Genomic DNA, 16175 nt, shown 5'->3' on the forward strand with positions numbered 1-16175 from the left:
GATTGCCAGGAATCTGGGTGTCTGTAGTGGGGTAGGCGGGGTGCGATCCGCGGAGCACAGGGGTAAGGTTTAATCGTTCTACTCGCCTATGTATAAGGAGCACCGGATAAGTGTCGCATCCTGAATTTCGAAATGTCGCAATCGTCGCCCACGTTGACCACGGCAAAACCACCCTGGTCAACGGCATGCTGGAGCAGTCCGGCGTGTTCGGCGACCACGGCGAACACGGCGACCGCGTCATGGACTCTGGCGAGCTCGAGTCCGAGCGCGGCATCACCATTCTGGCGAAAAACACCGCAGTGCGCCGCAAGGGCAAGGGCAAGGATGGCCGCGACCTGGTCATCAACGTCATTGACACCCCGGGCCACGCCGACTTCGGTGGCGAGGTCGAGCGCGGCCTGTCCATGGTCGACGGCGTCGTGTTGCTGATTGACGCCTCCGAGGGCCCGCTGCCGCAGACCCGCTTCGTGCTGGGCAAGGCGCTCGAGGCGAAGAAGCCAGTGATCATCTGCGTGAACAAGACCGACCGCCCGGATGCGCGCATCGACGAGGTGGTGGAAGAAGCCCAGGACCTGCTCCTCGAGCTGGGCGCCAGCCTGGAGGACCCGGAGGCCGCTGAGGCCGCGGAGAACCTGCTCGAGCTGCCCGTGCTCTACACCTCCGGCCGCGAGGGTCGCGCGTCCCTGGAGAACCCGGGCAACGGCAACGTCCCGGACAACGAGGACCTGCAACCGCTTTTCGACGTCATCTACGACGTGCTCCCGGAGCCCTCCGCAGAGATCGACGCGCCGCTGCAGGCGCAGGTGACCAACCTGGACTCCTCTTCCTTCCTCGGCCGTATCGCGCTGATCCGCGTGTACAAGGGCACCGTGAAGAAGGGTGACACCGTCGCCTGGGTCCACTACGACGCCGAGGGCGAGCAGCACGTGAAGAACGTGAAGATCGCCGAGCTACTCGTCACCGAAGGTCTGGACCGCGTGCCGGCAACTGACGGCGTGGTCGCGGGCGACATCGCTGCGGTCTCCGGCATCGACGAGATCATGATCGGCGACACGCTGTGTGACCCGGAGCACGTCGAGCCGCTGCCGCGCATCAAGATCGACGACCCGGCCATCTCCATGACAATCGGTGTCAATACCTCCCCGATGGCGGGCCGCAACGGCGGCGACAGGCTCACCGCGCGCATGGTCAAGGCTCGCCTTGACCAGGAGCTTATCGGTAACGTCTCGATCAAGGTGCTGCCGACCGAGCGCCCCGACGCGTGGGAGGTGCAGGGCCGCGGCGAAATGGCGCTGACGGTGCTGATTGAGACGATGCGTCGTGAGGGCTTCGAGTTGACCGTCGGTAAGCCGCAGGTGGTGACGAAGGAGATCGACGGCAAGACCTACGAACCCTACGACCACATGATCATTGACACCCCGGCGGAGCACCAGGGCGCGGTCACGCAGCTGATGGCGAGCCGCAAGGGCCAGATGACCACCATGGGCAACGCAGGCAGCGGCGACTGGGTCCGCATGGAGTTCGACGTGCCTTCGCGCGGCCTCATCGGCTTCCGCACGACCTTCCTCACCGAGACGCGCGGCGCTGGCATCGCTAACTCCTACTCCATCGAGCACCGTCCGTGGGCCGGCGAGATCAAGGGGCGCCCGACCGGCTCGCTCGTCGCGGACCGCTCCGGCCAGGTCACCGCGTACGCGCTGCAGCAGCTCGCGGACCGCGGCGACTTCTTCGTCGAGCCGGGTGCAGAAGCCTATGAGGGCATGGTCGTCGGCGCGAACAGCCGCGACGAGGACATGGACGTGAACATCACCAAGGAAAAGAAGCTGACCAACATGCGCTCCGCGACCGCGGACGCGACGGTCACCCTGGCGAAGGCGCGCACCCTGTCCTTGGACGAGGCGATCGAGTTCTGCGACGAGGATGAGTGCGTCGAGGTCGCCCCGGAGGCGATGCGCGTACGCAAGATCATCCTGAACGCGACCGAGCGCGGCCGCGCGCGTTCCCGCGCAAAGGCGAAGAACAAGTAAGCAGGTTTTGCGTGCAGGGTCGATTTGCTGCGCGTGCCGCAGCGCTTTCCGCCGCGGCACTGCTCGCGGGCTGCGCGGCCAATCCCGGCCCGCCGCCGCTCGTCGACCCGGCGGAGGCCCCTGCTCAGGAACACAACGAGGACGCCGAGCAGGACCAGCCGCGCCAGCGCTCGACGCAGTCGCCCGAGCGATCGCAGGTCACCGTCGGCACGGACGGGCTGCGAGGCGGGCTCAACCCGCACCTGCAGGCGGATGAATCGGCGATGGTGCGCAGCATCGCCGACCTGGTGTTGCCGAGCGCCTTTTTAGGCGGGGAGCGCAACGACGAGCTGCTCAAGGCGGCGACGCGGCTGCCCTCTTCCCGCTATGCCATGACGGTGCGCTACGTCATCGCCCCCGAGGCGCAGTGGTCCGACGGGACCCCGATTACGGGCTCCGACTTCGTCTACCTGTGGCGCGGCATGACGCAGACCGCGGGCGCAATCGACGCGGCGGGCTACGACGCGGTGGTGGGCGTGCGTGTCTCAGGCACCGGCGGCAAGGTCGTCGACGTGGACTTTGCGCAGCCGGTGCGCTCCTGGCAGACCCTGTTTTCTCACCTGCTGCCCTCGCACCTGCTCGCCCCGGACGCGACAGATTTCCGCGCCGCGCTCCACGACACCATTCCCGCCTCTGCCGGCCGCTACATGGTGCGCGAGGTAGACCGCGGCCGCGGCACGGTCACGCTGCACCGCAACGACCGGTTCTGGGGCCACGCGCCGGCGAACATCGACATCGTGACGCTGCAGACGGTGCGCACCACAACCCAGGTTGCGGACCAGCTGCGCGCGGGCCAGCTCGGGTTCGTCGACAAGGCACCGCAAGAAACCTCCTCGCGCGTCCTTGCCCTCCTCCCGTCGACGCAGACACGCCTGGTCACGGGCCCGCGCACCCTCGGCGTGCACGTCTCGGCCACCTCCGGGCTGACTCACGCGATGCGCGAGGAGCTGCGCATGCTTATCGACGTCCCCCTGCTCGCCGCCATCGGCACCGGCCGCTCCACCGACCTGGCCCTAGCGCCCGAGACCCCACAGCTCGCGGGTGAGCCGGTAGCGCTGCAGCAGTATGTGGCGTCTCATCGCCCGCTGCGCATCGGCGCGGATGCCTCCGACCCGCAAGCCGCGGCGGCCGCCCGTTCGCTGGCCGATCTCCTGCAGCAGCGCGGCGTCCGCGCCAACGTGGTGACCACGGATACAGATTCGCTGTTGTCGCGGAGTTTGCCGGAGGGCAACATCGATGTGCTCGTGGGGTGGCGCGTTGACGCTGGCACGGCAACGCAGCTGGCGGGAAGGCTCACGTGTCCGGCGGATGGCGCGCGCGACGAGAACATTTCCGGGCTATGTACGCAGGAAAACCAGGAGCTGGCTGGCCGGATCCTCGCGGGTACCGTTGGGCTGGACGCTGCGCGTGCGCGCGTGGCCGAGATGGAGGCCCGCGAGGTGTTGTGGGTACCAATTGTGCACGAGACGCGCATCCAGGCCTTAGGGGCCGCGCTTCAAGGGCCGTCGCCGGATCTGCAACGATGGACGCAAGGACTCTCGGGCGCCGCCTCGTGGAGACTCGTGGGACCACACGCCGCGGACCCGGACGCGGCTGAATAGAAGGAGCTTTCGCAATGTTGGATACACACAACCGTGACCTGGCGGGGTACCGCGTGATGGCGGTGCACGCCCACCCGGACGACGAGGCGATCACGATGGGCGGGTCGCTGGCAGACCTTGTCGCTCGCGGCGCCGACGTGTTGGTGGTGACCTGCACGCTCGGCGAGGAGGGTGAGGTCATTGGCGAGACGTACCAGCAGCTCACCGTCGACCACGCCGATCAGCTCGGGGGCTTTCGCATCCGCGAACTTGCCGATTCTTTAGCGGCGATCGGGGTGCGCGGGGCGTTTCTCGGCGGGGCGGGCTGCTACCGCGATAGCGGGATGGCTGGCTCGGCGGCGCACGAGCACCCGCGGGCGTTTGTGCGAGGAGGGCAGGGGAGCGTCGAAAAGCTTGCGGCGCTGATGGAAGCGCAGCGCCCGCACCTGGTGCTGACCTATGGCCCTGACGGAGGCTACGGCCACCCTGACCACATCCGGGCGCACGAAATTGCGCATGCGGCGGCCGAGCGCGTCGGCGTGCCGCGCATCCTGTGGTCAGTGCGACTGGCGGAAGAGACCGCGGCGCTGCTGCCGAAGGTCGCGCCGGAAGGCTGGCGGCTGCCGGAAGACGGCGAGCTTGACGGCGTGGAGCACTCGGATATCGCGGTCCGGCTGTCCGAGCACGCCTACAGTGCCAAGGTCGCGGCGATGCGTGCGCACGCCACGCAGCTGTGGATCGCCGACGGGCGCACGAGTATCACCAACCCGCACGCGGCCTTCGCCTCCGGACCCGTGGTCTACTACGCGCTGTCGAACCTCATCGTGCAGCCGATCCAGCCCTTCGAGCACTTCCAGCTTGGCGCTGGCGTGCCTCTCGACGACCCGTCGGACGGCCTGTTCGGAGGGATCCCGCGGTGAGCGAGCCGGTCGTGCGCGATACCTTCACCCGCGGCGAGGTCGTTGGTGCCATGGTGTGGCTTGGCATCGGCGCGCTGGTCTCGCTGGTGCTCGAGGTGGTCTATGTTGGCGCCTACGTAGGAAGCGTGCCGATGCCGCTGAGCATCCTGTTCGCGTTCGCCTTCAACCTGGTGCTGACGAAGACTGCGCGGCTGTGGTCGCGCGGCAGCCTGCGGGTGACACTCCTGCCGCTCGCCGTGTGGACGCTTGGTTTCTTCGCCCTCATGTTCGTGGTTCCCGCGGTTGGCCCGAAGCTGGTGCCCGATAATATTCTGACATTGCTCCTGCTGTTCGCGGGAATAATGGGTGGCGTTTGGCCTATGTTTCGGGCGAAGTGACATACTGGAGCTCATGACTTACGTGATTGCTCAACCATGCGTGGACGTGCTGGATCGCAGCTGCGTCGAGGAATGCCCCGTCGACTGCATCTACGAAGGCAAGCGCATGCTCTACATCCACCCGGACGAGTGCGTCGACTGCGGCGCCTGCGAGCCGGCTTGCCCCGTCGAGGCCATCTTCTACGAGGACGACACCCCGGACGAGTGGTCCGAGTACTACGACGCCAACGTCGGCTTCTTTGACAAGCTCGGTTCCCCGGGCGGCGCGACGAAGACGGGCCCGACCGGCTACGACCACCCGTTTGTCGAGGCGCTGCCGCCGCAGAACCAGGACTAGGCCCTATGCCTACACAGCGACAGCGCCAGCCCCTCGGAACGCGGCTGCCGGAGTTTCCGTGGGACACCATCGCGGATGTGAAAGCTAAGGCGGCCGCGCACCCAGACGGCATCATTGACTTGTCTGTCGGCACCCCCGTCGACGAGGTCGCCCCGTCGATCCAGCTCGCGCTCGTCGAGCACGCCGCCGAGCCCGGCTACCCGCAGACCGTGGGCACGCCGGAGTTGCGTGAGGCAGTCGTGGCGGCGATGGCGCGGCGTTTTGCGGTCACCGGGCTCGATACGCGCTCGGTGCTGCCGGTCATCGGCACGAAAGAAGCCATCGCCTGGCTGCCCACACTGCTCGGGCTGGCCGGCCAAAAGGTGGTCATCCCGGAGCTTGCGTACCCCACCTACGAGGTCGGCGCGCTGCTCGCGGGCGCGGAGCCGGTGCGCTCCGACGCGCCCGTCGAGGGCGCGGCGCTTGTGTTTATCAACTCGCCGTCGAACCCCTCGGGCAAGGTCTTGAGCGTCGAGGAGATGCGCGAGTGGGTCGAGTTTTCCCGCGAGACCGGCGCGATCATCGCCTCCGACGAGTGCTACCTCGGCCTGCCGTGGTCGGCTGAGCCCGTAAGCATCCTCGACCCGCGCGTCTGCGGCGAGGACATGACCAACCTGCTGGCGCTGCACTCGCTGTCGAAGACCTCGAACCTCGCCTCCTACCGCGCCGGCTGGATCGCCGGCGACACGGAACTGGTCCAAGAGCTGCTCTTCGTGCGCAAGCACTCCGGGCTCATGGTGCCAGGGCCCGTCCAGCACGCGATGCGCGCCGCGCTTGTCGACGACGCACACGAGCAACTCCAGGCCACCGCCTATGCCGCCCGCCGCGCGAAGCTGCTTGAGGCGCTGCTTGCGAGCGGCTTTGCCGTCGATCACTCCGAGGCAGGCCTGTACCTGTGGTCGCGCCGCGAGGGGATGGGTGCGCGCGAAACACTGGACTGGCTCGCTGAGCGCGGCATCCTGGCGGCACCGGGCGACTTCTACGGCCCGGCGGGGGCTGGGCACGTGCGCATCGGGCTGACCGCGACGGATGCACGCATCGATGCAGCCGCCACACGCCTGAAGGCCTAAAAGCGTTTTCCTTCCACGCCTGACCGCGTACTAGACTGGGCAGGTTAGTTTTTCCAAGAAGGAGGCGTGCGTGCGCGACTCGGACCCAGGCCCCGTGGCGCGGCTGGCCACCGGACTGCGCGAATTCATTAAATTCGGCGTGGTCGGCGGCTCCGGCGTGGTGGTCAACCTGCTCGTGTTCTACCTGGCTAAGAAGTCCTTGGAGGCGGGCTGGAACCTCCACGAGGCCGATGCGCTCGTACAGATCCCGGGGACGCGCTTCAACGTGCGCTGGTACCACGTACTGTCCACGCTGGCCTTTGTCGTTGCGAACATCTGGAACTACCAGCTCAACCGCTCCTGGACCTTCCGCAAACTCGAGCAGCGCAACTGGTTCGCTGGTTTCTTCCCCTTCTTAGCAACCGGCGGCATCGCCTTTGCTGTCTCGTTGACGTTTATGACGCTGTTTATGAATCCGACTTCGCCGATCGCGCTGCCGGATCACCTGTTGGACGACTCGACGGGCCTCCGCACCAAGTCCTACTGGGCGCAGGGGATTTCCACGCTGATTGCGACGCCGGTGAACTTCATCATCAACAAGTTCTGGGCGTTTGGGAAGCCGAAGCACTCCACGGTCATAGAAAAAGCCCCGCACTAGTATGCGGGGCGAGTGAAGCGGAGGCGGCTAGTTGGCATGCAGGGCTTCGTTGAGCTCGATGCCCTTCGCTGCCACGACCTCGATCGCGCCGGAGGTGGAGTTGCGGCGGAACTGCAGGCCGTTTGCGCCGGAGAGCTCGAGCGCCTTGATCTCGGTGCCGGCTTCCTTGCCGAGCGCCTCAGCGACCTCGGCGGTGAGCACCACCTTCGCACCGGCGGTGACGTAGAGGCCGGCTTCGACAATGCAGTCGTCGCCAAGCGAGATGCCAATACCCGCGTTCGCGCCGAGCAGGCAGCGCTCGCCCAGGGTGATGGTCTCCTTGCCGCCGCCCGACAGGGTGCCCATGATGGAGGCACCGCCGCCGATGTCAGTGCCGTCGCCCACGGTCACACCGGCGGAGATGCGGCCTTCGACCATGGAGGCACCCAGCGTGCCGGCGTTGAAGTTCACAAAGCCCTCGTGCATCACGGTGGTGCCCTCGGCGAGGTGGGCGCCGAGACGGATGCGGTCCGCGTCGCCGATGCGCACACCGGAGGGGACGACGTAATCGACCATGCGGGGGAACTTGTCCACGGAGTAGACGATCACCGGGCCGCGGGCGGCGAGGCGGCCGCGCGTCATCTGGAAGTCGGAGACTTCGCAGGGCCCGTAGTTGGTCCACACCACGTTGGCTAGCAGGCCGAAGACGCCGTCCATGTTCGCGCCGTGCGGCTTGACCAGGCGGTGGGAGAGCAGGTGGAGGCGCAGGTAGACGTCGTAGGCGTCGATGGCTGGCTCGTTGATGTCAGCGATCGCAGTCTCTACCGGGATACGTGCGACGCCGCGTTCCTCGTCGGGGCCGACGAGGTGGGCGAAGCGGGCGTCGGCCTCTTCCAAGCGGGTCGTGCCGCTTGCAGAGACAGCCTCGCCCAGCTTCGGGGCGGGGTACCAGACGTCGAGGACAGTGCCGTCATGAGTCACCGTGGCAATTCCACGTGCAATCGCTGAAGTCATGCCTGCTAGCTTAGATCATTCTGCGCGGTCACTGGTGCCTTGCCCCGCGTGAAGAGGGACGCGACAACAAGCGCTGCGGAAACGATAAGGACGGCGAGGATCTGGCCGCGGGCGGAGGCGTCGATAAGCATGAGCCCCACGAGCGCGAGCAGCGCGGCGAGGGTGGCCCAGGGCACGAACATCCCGCCCTGGACCTCGACGGCAGAGTGGCCCTCGCCCGCGCGCATCTCCGGGCGCAGGCGGATGTAGCTCAGCGTGATCATGATCCAGGTGACGATCAGGCAGCCGCCAACGGCGTTCATGAGGAAGCTGAGCAGCCCCGGCGGGTTCCACCACTGCAAGCCCACGGCAACAAATGCGAAGAACATGGAGACGAGTACGGAGTTGGTCGGCACGCCGTTGGCGTTGGTTGTGGCGAGCCACCGAGGCGCATCGCCCTCGAGCGCCTGCTGGTAGGCCAGGCGCGAGGTGCCGAAAATCTGGGCGTTGAACGCGGACAGGAGCGCGAGCACGATGACGACTTCCATGAAGCCGACGACGCCGGGCAGGTTCGCCATTTCGAGCACCTGGGTGAACGGGGAGTCTGCCGCGGAGTCTGCGGCGTCGATCTGCGCGTAGGGGAGCAGAAGGATGATCACGACGACGGAGCCGACATAGAACAGGGCGATGCGCCAGATGATCGAGTTGACCGCATTCTTTACCGCCTGGGCCGGGTTCTCCGACTCGGCGGCGGCGATGGTCACGACCTCGATGCCTCCGAAGGCGAAGGCGACGGCGAGCAGCCCGGCGGCGATACCGGGGATGCCGTTGGGGGCGAAGCCGGACTCCTTCACGTGGGTCAGTCCGACGAACTCCTGGCCGGGCAAGAGACCGAAGAACAGCGCGGCGCCGATGACCAAAAAGCCAATGATCACCACGATCTTGATCATGGCGAACCAGTATTCAAACTCGCCGAAGCCTTTGACCTGCGCCAGGTTGACGACGGCGAAGAAGACGACCGCCACCAGCGCCGGAATCCACTGCGGGATGTCGAACCAGCCGGCCATGATGGCGGCGGCACCGGTAATCTCCGCGCCGCCGACCATGATGAGCAAGAACCAATAGAGCCAGCCCAACAAGAAGCCAGCCCAGTGGCCGAAGGCCTGGCGCCCATAGGTGGCAAAGGAGCCAGACGAGGGGCGGGTCGCGGCCATCTCGCCGAGCATGCGCATCACGGCGATGACAATCAGCCCGGCGATGAAGTAGGCGACCAGGATGGCAGGTCCCGCGGCGCGGATGCCTTCGCCCACGCCGAGGAAGAGGCCGGCACCGACCGCCATGCCCAGGCCCATCAGGGTCAGGTGTCGGGATTTCAGCCCTGTACCGAGCTCGGAATCAGCGGAGGCGGTGCTCATCGGATGTTCCTTTCGGCGGCTTTAGCGGCGTTGGTTTTGAAGGACTCAGTGCGGGTCCACAGCACGCCGGCGATGACGGCGATGCCCACGACGACGGCGACGGCGATCAGCTGCGTGCGCCCATCAGGGGTGGTGAGCATGAGCACGACGAGCGCAGCAGCGAGCGCGATGGTTGCCCACGGCAGCACGCCGGGCGCCCACATGCGCACGTGCGTGAGCTCGCCGGAGGCCACCAGGCGCGGGTGTAGGCGCAAGAAGGAGAAGCTGATGGCGAACCAGATGACGATCAGGCAGCCGCCCACCGCGTTGAGCAGGAAGGCGAGCAACCCCGGCGGGTTCCAATACTGCAGGGCCACAGCCACGAAGCCGAAGAAGACGGAGACGATGACGGCGCGCATCGGCACACCGCGCGAATCGGTCGAGGCGAAGGTCTGCGGGGCGTCGCCGCGCAGCGCCAGGTTGTGCAGAAAGCGCGAGGAACCGTAGATCTGCGTGTTGCACGCGGACAGCAGCGCCACCACGATGACGGCCTCCATGATGCCGACGGCACCCGGGATGTTTGCCAAGTGCAGCACGGCGGTAAACGGAGACTCGGAGGCATCATCCGCGCCCCCGATCTGGCCGAAGGGCAGCAGCATGACGATGAGTAGGACAGAGCCGATGTAGAAGATGCCGATGCGCCAGATGATTGAGCGGATCGCCGCGTGCACGGCGACCTCGGGATCTTCGGATTCGGCGGCGGCGATGGTGACCAGCTCGATCCCGCCGAAGGCGAAGGCGACGGCGAGCATCGCGGTGGCTACTCCGCCCCAGCCATTCGGCATGAAGCCGATCTCGGCGATATTGCTGGTGCCGACGAAGCTCGTGCCGGGCAAAAGACCCAGCCACAGTGCGACGCCGAGGATGAGGAAGGCGACGATCACGGCGACCTTAATCAGCGCAAACCAGAACTCGAATTCGCCGAAGTTTTTCACCGCGGCGAAGTTGATCGCGGTAAAGGCCACAATGGCCACCAGCGCGGGGATCCACGGGGAGATGCCAAACCAGGCCGCAATGATGGCGGAGGCGCCGGTGATCTCTACCGCCATGATCATGATCATCATGAACCAATAGAGCCAGCCGATGGCAAAACCCGCCCAGGGGCCGAAGGCCTGCTCCGCGTAGGTGGAGAAGGTGCCCGAGGAGGGGCGGGCGGCGACCATCTCGGCCAGCATCTGCATGATGCACACGGTGATCGCGCCCGCGATGACGTAGGCGATGATGACGGCGGGGCCGGCGGCGGCAATGCCCACGCCGGTGCCGAGGAAGAGCCCGGCGCCGATGGCGGAGCCGAGCCCCATCATGGTCAGGTGGCGGGTTTTGAGGCCCCGCTTGAGCGAGACGGAGGCCGAAGTCGGCGCGATGACCGGCACTGCCCCCTGGGAATCCTGTGAAGACATGGTCTTACTCTAAACCGTTGCCTTCCACGTGGTGCGAATGAGGCCTACGTCACCCTAGTTCGGAGAATGAATGCTAATCCACGCCGTGGTGTTCGCGCACGACGGGGCAATTGGAAAACGCCTCGCGGCGGATGGAGAGATTGCTCTGGCCGGAAATCTCGCGGGCCGGGATCTCGCGGTCGACCCGCGCGTCATAGACCACGGACTCGCTTTCCAACATGACGTTGACGCCGACGGTGCAGTTGTCGCCCAATTCCACGCCGAAGAGGCCGGAAGAAGGATGCAGCGTGCAGTGCTTGCCCACCCGCATTGGCACCCGGTCCCGATCGCTCGAATGCGCGGCCATGAGCACGGCCGAGACAGCGATATCCGAGCCTTCGTCGACCACCACCGCCGAGGACAACCGGCCCTCAATTCGGGCGGGTCCGAGCGTGCCGGCGTTGTAGGAGACGTAGCCCTCGCGCAGCACTGACGTGCCCGGCGCGAGGTAGGCGCCCAGCCGTACGCGCTCTGCCTGGGCGATGGACACCCCGGAGGGAACGACGTAATCCACCATGCGCGGCAGGCGCTCGATGCCCCAGACGTGGATCGTGCCGCGGGAGCGCAGGTTCGTGCGCACGAACTCGAAGTTGTCGCTTAAGCACGGCCCCTTATTCGTCCACACCACGGGCACGAGGTGTTCGAGGCAGTGGTCCATGTTGATTTCGAGCGGCTTGACCAGGCGGTGGGAGAGCAGGTGCAGACGCAGGTAGACGTCGTGGGCGTCTGCCGGCGGTTGGGCGAGGTCCGGGATGTAGGTGTGGATGGGCACCTGCTCGACGAGGCGGTCGCGGTCGAGGCCGACCAAGTTTAAGAAGCGGTCGGAAAGCTTATGCGCCCCGACGCGTTCGCTGCGGGCGGTGGGGGCGGGGTCCGGCGAGGCGACGTCGATAAGCGCGGGGTTTGGGTACCAGGTATCCAAGACCGTGCCATCCATGGCGATGTTGGCGATTCCGGTTGCTTCGGCTCCAATGGGCATACAGCCCATCTTAAGGCAGCCGCGCCCGTAGTATGAACGGTGTGACTACGCTCAACCTTTTCGCAGACCCAGTAGAACTCACCGCCGCACTCATCGACATCGAGTCGCCCTCGCACCACGAGGGGGACATCGCCGACGCCGTCGAGGCAGCGCTCAACGAGCTTGAGGGAGTCGAGGTCCAGCGCTTCGGCCACACCGTGGTGGCGCGCACACACTTCGGGCGCGAGCAGCGCGTCGTGCTCGCCGGTCACATCGACACCGTGCCGCTGGCGGAGAACACGCCGCACCATATGGAAGGCGAGACGCTCTTCGGCTGCGGGGCGGTGGACATGAAAAGCGGCATGGCCTGCTACCTCGGCGCGTTTGCGCGCCTGGCCAGCCAGGGCGCGGAGGGCCCGGCAGCCTTCGATCTCACGCTGATTGCCTACGAGGGCGAGGAAGTCGCCCAGGAATACAACGGCCTCTACCACTTGGAACGCGACCACCCGGAGCTGCTCGCCGGCGATATCGCGCTGCTCGGGGAGCCCTCCGGCGGCATCATCGAGGCGGGCTGCCAGGGCACCATCCGTGTCTTTGTCGACGCGCATGGCACGCGCGCGCACTCCGCCCGCTCCTGGCTAGGTCACAACGCCGCCCACGACCTGGCCGGTGTGCTTGGCCGCGTTGCCGCCTACTCGCCGCGCAGCGTCACGATCGCGGGCTGCGAGTACCGGGAGGGCCTCAACGTGGTGGGGATGGAAGGCTTCGTGGCCACCAACACCATTCCTGATGCAGCGCGGCTGGTGATCAACTTCCGCTACGCGCCCGACCGCTCTGTCAAGGATGCGAAGGCGCACCTGGAGGAAGCGCTCTCGCTGGAGGAGGGGCTCACGCTGACGTACGACGATGTCGCGCCGGGTGCCCTGCCGGGCCTCGACGACCCTGTCGCTGCCAACCTGGTCAAGGCTGTCGGCGGGAATTTCCGCGCGAAATTCGGATGGACGGATGTGTCCAGGTTCTCTAACCTGGGTGTTCCGGCCGTGAACTTCGGCCCCGGCGACCCCGGGTACGCGCACAAGAAGGATGAGCAGTGCCCGGTCGGCCAGATCCGCGAGGTGGCCGCGCAGCTGATGGACTACCTTGCTGTCGCGGACTGACTCGTAGGCGTCGACACACACCTTGAAGTAAGCAAGCACGAACACCGAGAAGGCACAGCACTGACATGGCACCGTTGACTACTCCACGCCCAGACCGCAACCGCAAGCTGCGCGGCCCCATGATGCTGCGCAGCGACGACGCGCAGCAGGCCTCCACCCACGACCGGCGCCTGCTGGAGTCGCTCGGTTCCACTGACCACGATTGGAAGCACGCGGACCCGTGGCGGGTCATGCGGATCCAGTCCGAATTTGTCGCCGGCTTCGACGCGCTGAGCGAGCTGCCGAAGGCAGTGACCGTCTTTGGCTCAGCCCGGCTTGGCGAGGACACCCCCGAGTACCAGCAGTCCTACGAGGTGGGCAAGGCGCTGGCGGAGGCCGGCTACGCCGTGATTACCGGCGGTGGGCCCGGCCTGATGGAGGGGCCGAACCGCGGCGCACACAACGCCGACGGGGTCTCCGTGGGCTTGGGCATCGAGCTGCCCTTTGAACAAGGTCTGAACGACTGGGTGGACCTGGGACTGAACTTCCGCTACTTCTTCGCGCGCAAGACCATGTTTTTGAAGTACTCGCAGGCCTTCATCGCGCTGCCCGGCGGCTTCGGCACGATGGACGAAGTCTTCGAGGTGCTGTGCATGGTGCAGACGGGCAAGGTCACCAACTTCCCGATCGTGCTCATTGGCACCGAGTTCTGGTCCGGGCTGGTGGAGTGGATCGTGGACCAGCAGCTTGCGCGCGGGCTGATCTCGCCTGGCGACGAAAAACTGTTCCTGGTCACCGACTCAGTGGAAGAAGCGGTTGCGCACATTGTGGAGAAGCACAAGGTCATGACGGACGAGCGCCTCGGCGCGCAGCACCCAGCGCAGGACCCGCATGCCCAGCAGTAGTTCCGCCTCTCTCGCCCAGGTGATGGCGATAGTCAACCGCACGCCTGATTCTTTCTACGACAAGGGCGCGACCTTCGCCATTGAGAAGGCGGCCGAGCGGGCGGACGCCGTGATCGCAGCGGGAGCGAGCATCGTGGATGTCGGCGGAGTGAAGGCGGGCCCCGGCGACGACGTCGACGCGCAGGAAGAAATCGACCGCGTCGTCCCGCTGATCGCCGAGGTGCGGGCCAGGCACGCGGACGTCTCCATCAGCGTGGACACCTGGCGCGCGAGCGTGGCCGAAGCCGCGATTCAAGCCGGCGCAGACCTGATCAACGACACGTGGGCCGGGTGGGATCCCGAGTTGGTTCAGGTCGCGGGTGCCCACGGCGTGGGCTACGTGTGCTCGCACACCGGCGGTGTCGTGCCGCGCACCCGCCCGCACCGCGTGCATTTTGATGACGTCGTCGCCGACGTGATCCGGGAAACCACCGGGTTGGCCGAGCGCGCCGTGGACTGCGGGGTGCCGGCCTCGCGTGTCTTTATCGATCCCACCCACGACTTTGGGAAAAACACCTTCCACGGCCTGGAAATCCTGCGCCGCATCGATGAGCTCGTGGCGACCGGCTGGCCGGTGCTCATGGCGCTGTCGAACAAGGACTTCGTGGGCGAGACCGTCGGCCGCGCCGAGCCCGCGCAGCGGGTCGCGGGCACCCTGGCCGCAACCGCGTGGGCAGCGGCGCGCGGAGTGGCGGCGTTTCGCGTCCACAACGTGGCGGAGACCGTCGATGTACTGCGCATGACCGCGGCCATCGAAGGCACGGTTCCGCCGCTTGCCACGGTGCGGGGGCTTGCGTGAGCGCACTCAAAGTCAGCGTGGTCATCCCTGCGCTCAACGAGGAAGCCACCGTGGGCGGCGTCGTCGAGGCCTGCCTGCGCAGCAGGTGCGTGTCCCAGGCCGGCGAGGTACTCGTCATCGATTCGGACTCCACCGATGCCACCGCGAAACACGCCGCCGCAGCCGGAGCGCGGGTGTGCAACTGGCGCGAGGTCAGCTCGCAGCCTACCCGCCCGGGCAAAGGCGAGGCGCTGTGGCGCGGGGTGCGCGCCGCCCGCGGCGATGTCGTGGTCTTTATCGACGCGGACGTTACCTCAGTGCAGCCCGAGTGGGTCGACGCGCTCGCCGCGCCTTTTGCCGACCCCAACATCCACCTGATCAAAGCCGCCTATCGACGCGAACTCAACGGGGGACCGGGCGGCGGCCGCGTCACCGAGCTCACCGCAAAACCCCTGCTACGCATGCTCTTCCCGCAGCTGAACCACATCTCCCAACCGCTGGCCGGCGAGTACGCGATTCGCCGCTCCACGGCACTCGGTGTGCCTTTTGTCGCAGGGTACGGCGTCGAGGTGGGCTTGCTTATCGACGTCGCATCCCTCCACGGGCCGACGTCAATCAGCGAAGCCCACTTAAGTGCGCGCCGACACCGCAACCGGCCGCTGGCACAGCTGGCCCCCATGGCGGAGGTCGTCGCGGCGACGATCCTGCAGCGCGCCGGGGTGGGCAATTCGGAGGTGCCACAGCGGCAAGCGTGGAACGAGACGATAGAATAACGGCCATGCTCTCTTGGATTCTGCTGATTCTTTGCCTGGCCGCGTTCTTCGTGTTGGGAATGTGGCTGTCGGCGAAACTTTTCGGCCGCGGTGAGGCGCTCGCCCCGCTGCCGGAGACCGAAGACGTCAAGGAGGCGAACCGCCGCGCAGTCGAGGACGGCAATTTTGGCGAAATCCAGCTGGAAGTCGTCCACCGCGGCTACCGAATGGATCAAGTCGACGCGCTCATCGCGCAGCTGACTGGCCAGGAGGCAACCGGCGCGGCCACACGCAACCCCCAGCAGGTGCAGACCCACTCGTTGACCGAAGGCGTGACGCTCGATGAGACCGCGCCGCTTACCGGCGGGTTCACACCCGCGAACACCGACGCGAAACCTGAGGATCGCGCATAGTTACCTGCGGGTATGCTGCAGGATCACGCTATGCCCGGCGAAAAGCGCGTATCATGAACTTCATACACTGTTGAATCTGAAGGAGAGAATACGCATGGCAGCAATGAAGCCGCGCACTGGTAGCGGTCCGATGGAAGCTGTAGAAGAGAGCCGCAAGATTGTGATGCGCATTCCATCCGACGGCGGCGGGCGCCTCGTTGTGGAGATGAGCAAGGAAGAAGCTGCCGAGCTCGGTGCTCTGCTCACCGAGGCAGCGGGCGAATAAACCGCCCGCCACCCTACAACCGCTGGGGTGTCCGCTAT

Annotated in this window: 17 protein-coding genes; 13 read left to right on the forward strand and 4 right to left on the reverse strand. The window is 66.4% G+C overall.

The window, feature by feature from the left end:
- Window positions 1–110 precede the first annotated feature (110 nt).
- The 7 genes from typA to M3G14_RS10845 all read left to right on the forward strand — a co-directional run bounded on the left by typA (window position 111) and on the right by M3G14_RS10845 (window position 7026).
- Window positions 111–2027, forward strand: a complete 1917-nt coding sequence (typA, locus tag M3G14_RS10815; RefSeq protein ID WP_259926540.1) for a translational GTPase TypA — start codon at window positions 111–113, stop codon at window positions 2025–2027.
- 11 nt (window positions 2028–2038) lie between these two features.
- Window positions 2039–3667: an ABC transporter family substrate-binding protein gene (locus tag M3G14_RS10820; RefSeq protein ID WP_259926541.1), complete on the forward strand. Its 1629-nt coding sequence runs from the start codon at window positions 2039–2041 to the stop codon at window positions 3665–3667.
- 14 nt (window positions 3668–3681) lie between these two features.
- The gene (mshB, locus tag M3G14_RS10825) at window positions 3682–4566 is read left to right on the forward strand and encodes an N-acetyl-1-D-myo-inositol-2-amino-2-deoxy-alpha-D-glucopyranoside deacetylase (RefSeq protein WP_259926542.1); all 885 of its coding nucleotides are present in this window, start codon (window positions 3682–3684) and stop codon (window positions 4564–4566) included.
- Entirely contained in the window at window positions 4563–4943 is a 381-nt protein-coding gene (locus M3G14_RS10830; protein ID WP_311201373.1) for a hypothetical protein, read from the forward strand. The genes mshB and M3G14_RS10830 overlap by 4 nt, the downstream gene beginning before the upstream one ends.
- A 13-nt stretch (window positions 4944–4956) precedes the next feature.
- Window positions 4957–5280 carry a ferredoxin gene (fdxA, locus tag M3G14_RS10835; RefSeq protein WP_259926543.1) on the forward strand — a complete coding sequence of 108 codons (324 nt, stop codon included), beginning with the start codon at window positions 4957–4959 and terminating at the stop codon, window positions 5278–5280.
- A gap of 5 nt (window positions 5281–5285) precedes the next feature.
- Window positions 5286–6389 (forward strand): succinyldiaminopimelate transaminase, encoded by a 1104-nt coding sequence (gene dapC / locus M3G14_RS10840; RefSeq protein ID WP_259926544.1) that lies wholly within the window; start codon window positions 5286–5288, stop codon window positions 6387–6389.
- Between the two features lie 70 nt (window positions 6390–6459).
- The gene (locus tag M3G14_RS10845) at window positions 6460–7026 is read left to right on the forward strand and encodes a GtrA family protein (RefSeq protein WP_259926545.1); all 567 of its coding nucleotides are present in this window, start codon (window positions 6460–6462) and stop codon (window positions 7024–7026) included.
- Window positions 7027–7053: 27 nt separating this feature from the next.
- On the opposite strand, the gene dapD is transcribed toward M3G14_RS10845, so the two are convergent.
- The 4 genes from dapD to M3G14_RS10865 all read right to left on the reverse strand — a co-directional run bounded on the left by dapD (window position 7054) and on the right by M3G14_RS10865 (window position 11870).
- A complete protein-coding gene (gene dapD, locus M3G14_RS10850) occupies window positions 7054–8019 on the reverse strand; it encodes a 2,3,4,5-tetrahydropyridine-2,6-dicarboxylate N-succinyltransferase (RefSeq protein WP_259926546.1) in 966 nt (321 codons plus the stop codon).
- A 5-nt stretch (window positions 8020–8024) separates the two neighbouring features.
- A complete protein-coding gene (locus M3G14_RS10855; RefSeq protein WP_259926547.1) occupies window positions 8025–9413 on the reverse strand; it encodes an amino acid permease in 1389 nt (462 codons plus the stop codon).
- On the reverse strand, window positions 9410–10852 hold the full coding sequence (locus M3G14_RS10860; protein ID WP_259926548.1) for an amino acid permease: 1443 nt from the start codon (window positions 10850–10852) through the stop codon (window positions 9410–9412). Before M3G14_RS10860 ends, M3G14_RS10855 begins: the two co-directional genes overlap by 4 nt.
- A 73-nt stretch (window positions 10853–10925) precedes the next feature.
- The gene (locus tag M3G14_RS10865) at window positions 10926–11870 is read right to left on the reverse strand and encodes a succinyltransferase (protein ID WP_259926549.1); all 945 of its coding nucleotides are present in this window, start codon (window positions 11868–11870) and stop codon (window positions 10926–10928) included.
- Between the two features lie 32 nt (window positions 11871–11902).
- Here M3G14_RS10865 and dapE point away from each other — a divergent pair, with 32 nt between their 5' ends.
- The 6 genes from dapE to M3G14_RS10895 all read left to right on the forward strand — a co-directional run bounded on the left by dapE (window position 11903) and on the right by M3G14_RS10895 (window position 16137).
- Window positions 11903–13006: a succinyl-diaminopimelate desuccinylase gene (dapE, locus tag M3G14_RS10870; protein ID WP_396122254.1), complete on the forward strand. Its 1104-nt coding sequence runs from the start codon at window positions 11903–11905 to the stop codon at window positions 13004–13006.
- Window positions 13007–13071: 65 nt separating this feature from the next.
- Window positions 13072–13890: a TIGR00730 family Rossman fold protein gene (locus tag M3G14_RS10875; RefSeq protein WP_259926551.1), complete on the forward strand. Its 819-nt coding sequence runs from the start codon at window positions 13072–13074 to the stop codon at window positions 13888–13890.
- On the forward strand, window positions 13877–14728 hold the full coding sequence (gene folP / locus M3G14_RS10880) for a dihydropteroate synthase (protein WP_259926552.1): 852 nt from the start codon (window positions 13877–13879) through the stop codon (window positions 14726–14728). The genes M3G14_RS10875 and folP overlap by 14 nt, the downstream gene beginning before the upstream one ends.
- Window positions 14725–15480: a glucosyl-3-phosphoglycerate synthase gene (locus M3G14_RS10885; RefSeq protein ID WP_259926553.1), complete on the forward strand. Its 756-nt coding sequence runs from the start codon at window positions 14725–14727 to the stop codon at window positions 15478–15480. The genes folP and M3G14_RS10885 overlap by 4 nt, the downstream gene beginning before the upstream one ends.
- A 5-nt stretch (window positions 15481–15485) precedes the next feature.
- The gene (locus tag M3G14_RS10890; RefSeq protein ID WP_259926554.1) at window positions 15486–15872 is read left to right on the forward strand and encodes a cell division protein DivIVA; all 387 of its coding nucleotides are present in this window, start codon (window positions 15486–15488) and stop codon (window positions 15870–15872) included.
- A 94-nt stretch (window positions 15873–15966) separates the two neighbouring features.
- Window positions 15967–16137, forward strand: a complete 171-nt coding sequence (locus tag M3G14_RS10895) for a DUF3117 domain-containing protein (protein ID WP_070763036.1) — start codon at window positions 15967–15969, stop codon at window positions 16135–16137.
- Window positions 16138–16175 lie beyond the last annotated feature (38 nt).

Origin of the sequence: Corynebacterium sp. p3-SID1056 (genome assembly GCF_025152525.1) — a bacterium.
Taxonomy (GTDB): domain Bacteria; phylum Actinomycetota; class Actinomycetes; order Mycobacteriales; family Mycobacteriaceae; genus Corynebacterium.

What these genes read in the sequence shown, in the direction of transcription:
- M3G14_RS10895 (WP_070763036.1), top strand. Translation starts at nt 15,967, where the DNA reads ATGGCAGCAATGAAGCCGCGCACTGGTAGCGGTCCGATGGAAGCTGTA.
- mshB (WP_259926542.1), top strand. Translation starts at nt 3,682, where the DNA reads ATGTTGGATACACACAACCGTGACCTGGCGGGGTACCGCGTGATGGCG.
- M3G14_RS10865 (WP_259926549.1), bottom strand. Translation starts at nt 11,870, where the DNA reads ATGCCCATTGGAGCCGAAGCAACCGGAATCGCCAACATCGCCATGGAT.
- folP (WP_259926552.1), top strand. Translation starts at nt 13,877, where the DNA reads ATGCCCAGCAGTAGTTCCGCCTCTCTCGCCCAGGTGATGGCGATAGTC.
- dapC (WP_259926544.1), top strand. Translation starts at nt 5,286, where the DNA reads ATGCCTACACAGCGACAGCGCCAGCCCCTCGGAACGCGGCTGCCGGAG.
- M3G14_RS10860 (WP_259926548.1), bottom strand. Translation starts at nt 10,852, where the DNA reads ATGTCTTCACAGGATTCCCAGGGGGCAGTGCCGGTCATCGCGCCGACT.
- fdxA (WP_259926543.1), top strand. Translation starts at nt 4,957, where the DNA reads ATGACTTACGTGATTGCTCAACCATGCGTGGACGTGCTGGATCGCAGC.
- dapD (WP_259926546.1), bottom strand. Translation starts at nt 8,019, where the DNA reads ATGACTTCAGCGATTGCACGTGGAATTGCCACGGTGACTCATGACGGC.
- M3G14_RS10855 (WP_259926547.1), bottom strand. Translation starts at nt 9,413, where the DNA reads ATGAGCACCGCCTCCGCTGATTCCGAGCTCGGTACAGGGCTGAAATCC.
- M3G14_RS10890 (WP_259926554.1), top strand. Translation starts at nt 15,486, where the DNA reads ATGCTCTCTTGGATTCTGCTGATTCTTTGCCTGGCCGCGTTCTTCGTG.
- M3G14_RS10875 (WP_259926551.1), top strand. Translation starts at nt 13,072, where the DNA reads ATGGCACCGTTGACTACTCCACGCCCAGACCGCAACCGCAAGCTGCGC.
- dapE (WP_396122254.1), top strand. Translation starts at nt 11,903, where the DNA reads ATGAACGGTGTGACTACGCTCAACCTTTTCGCAGACCCAGTAGAACTC.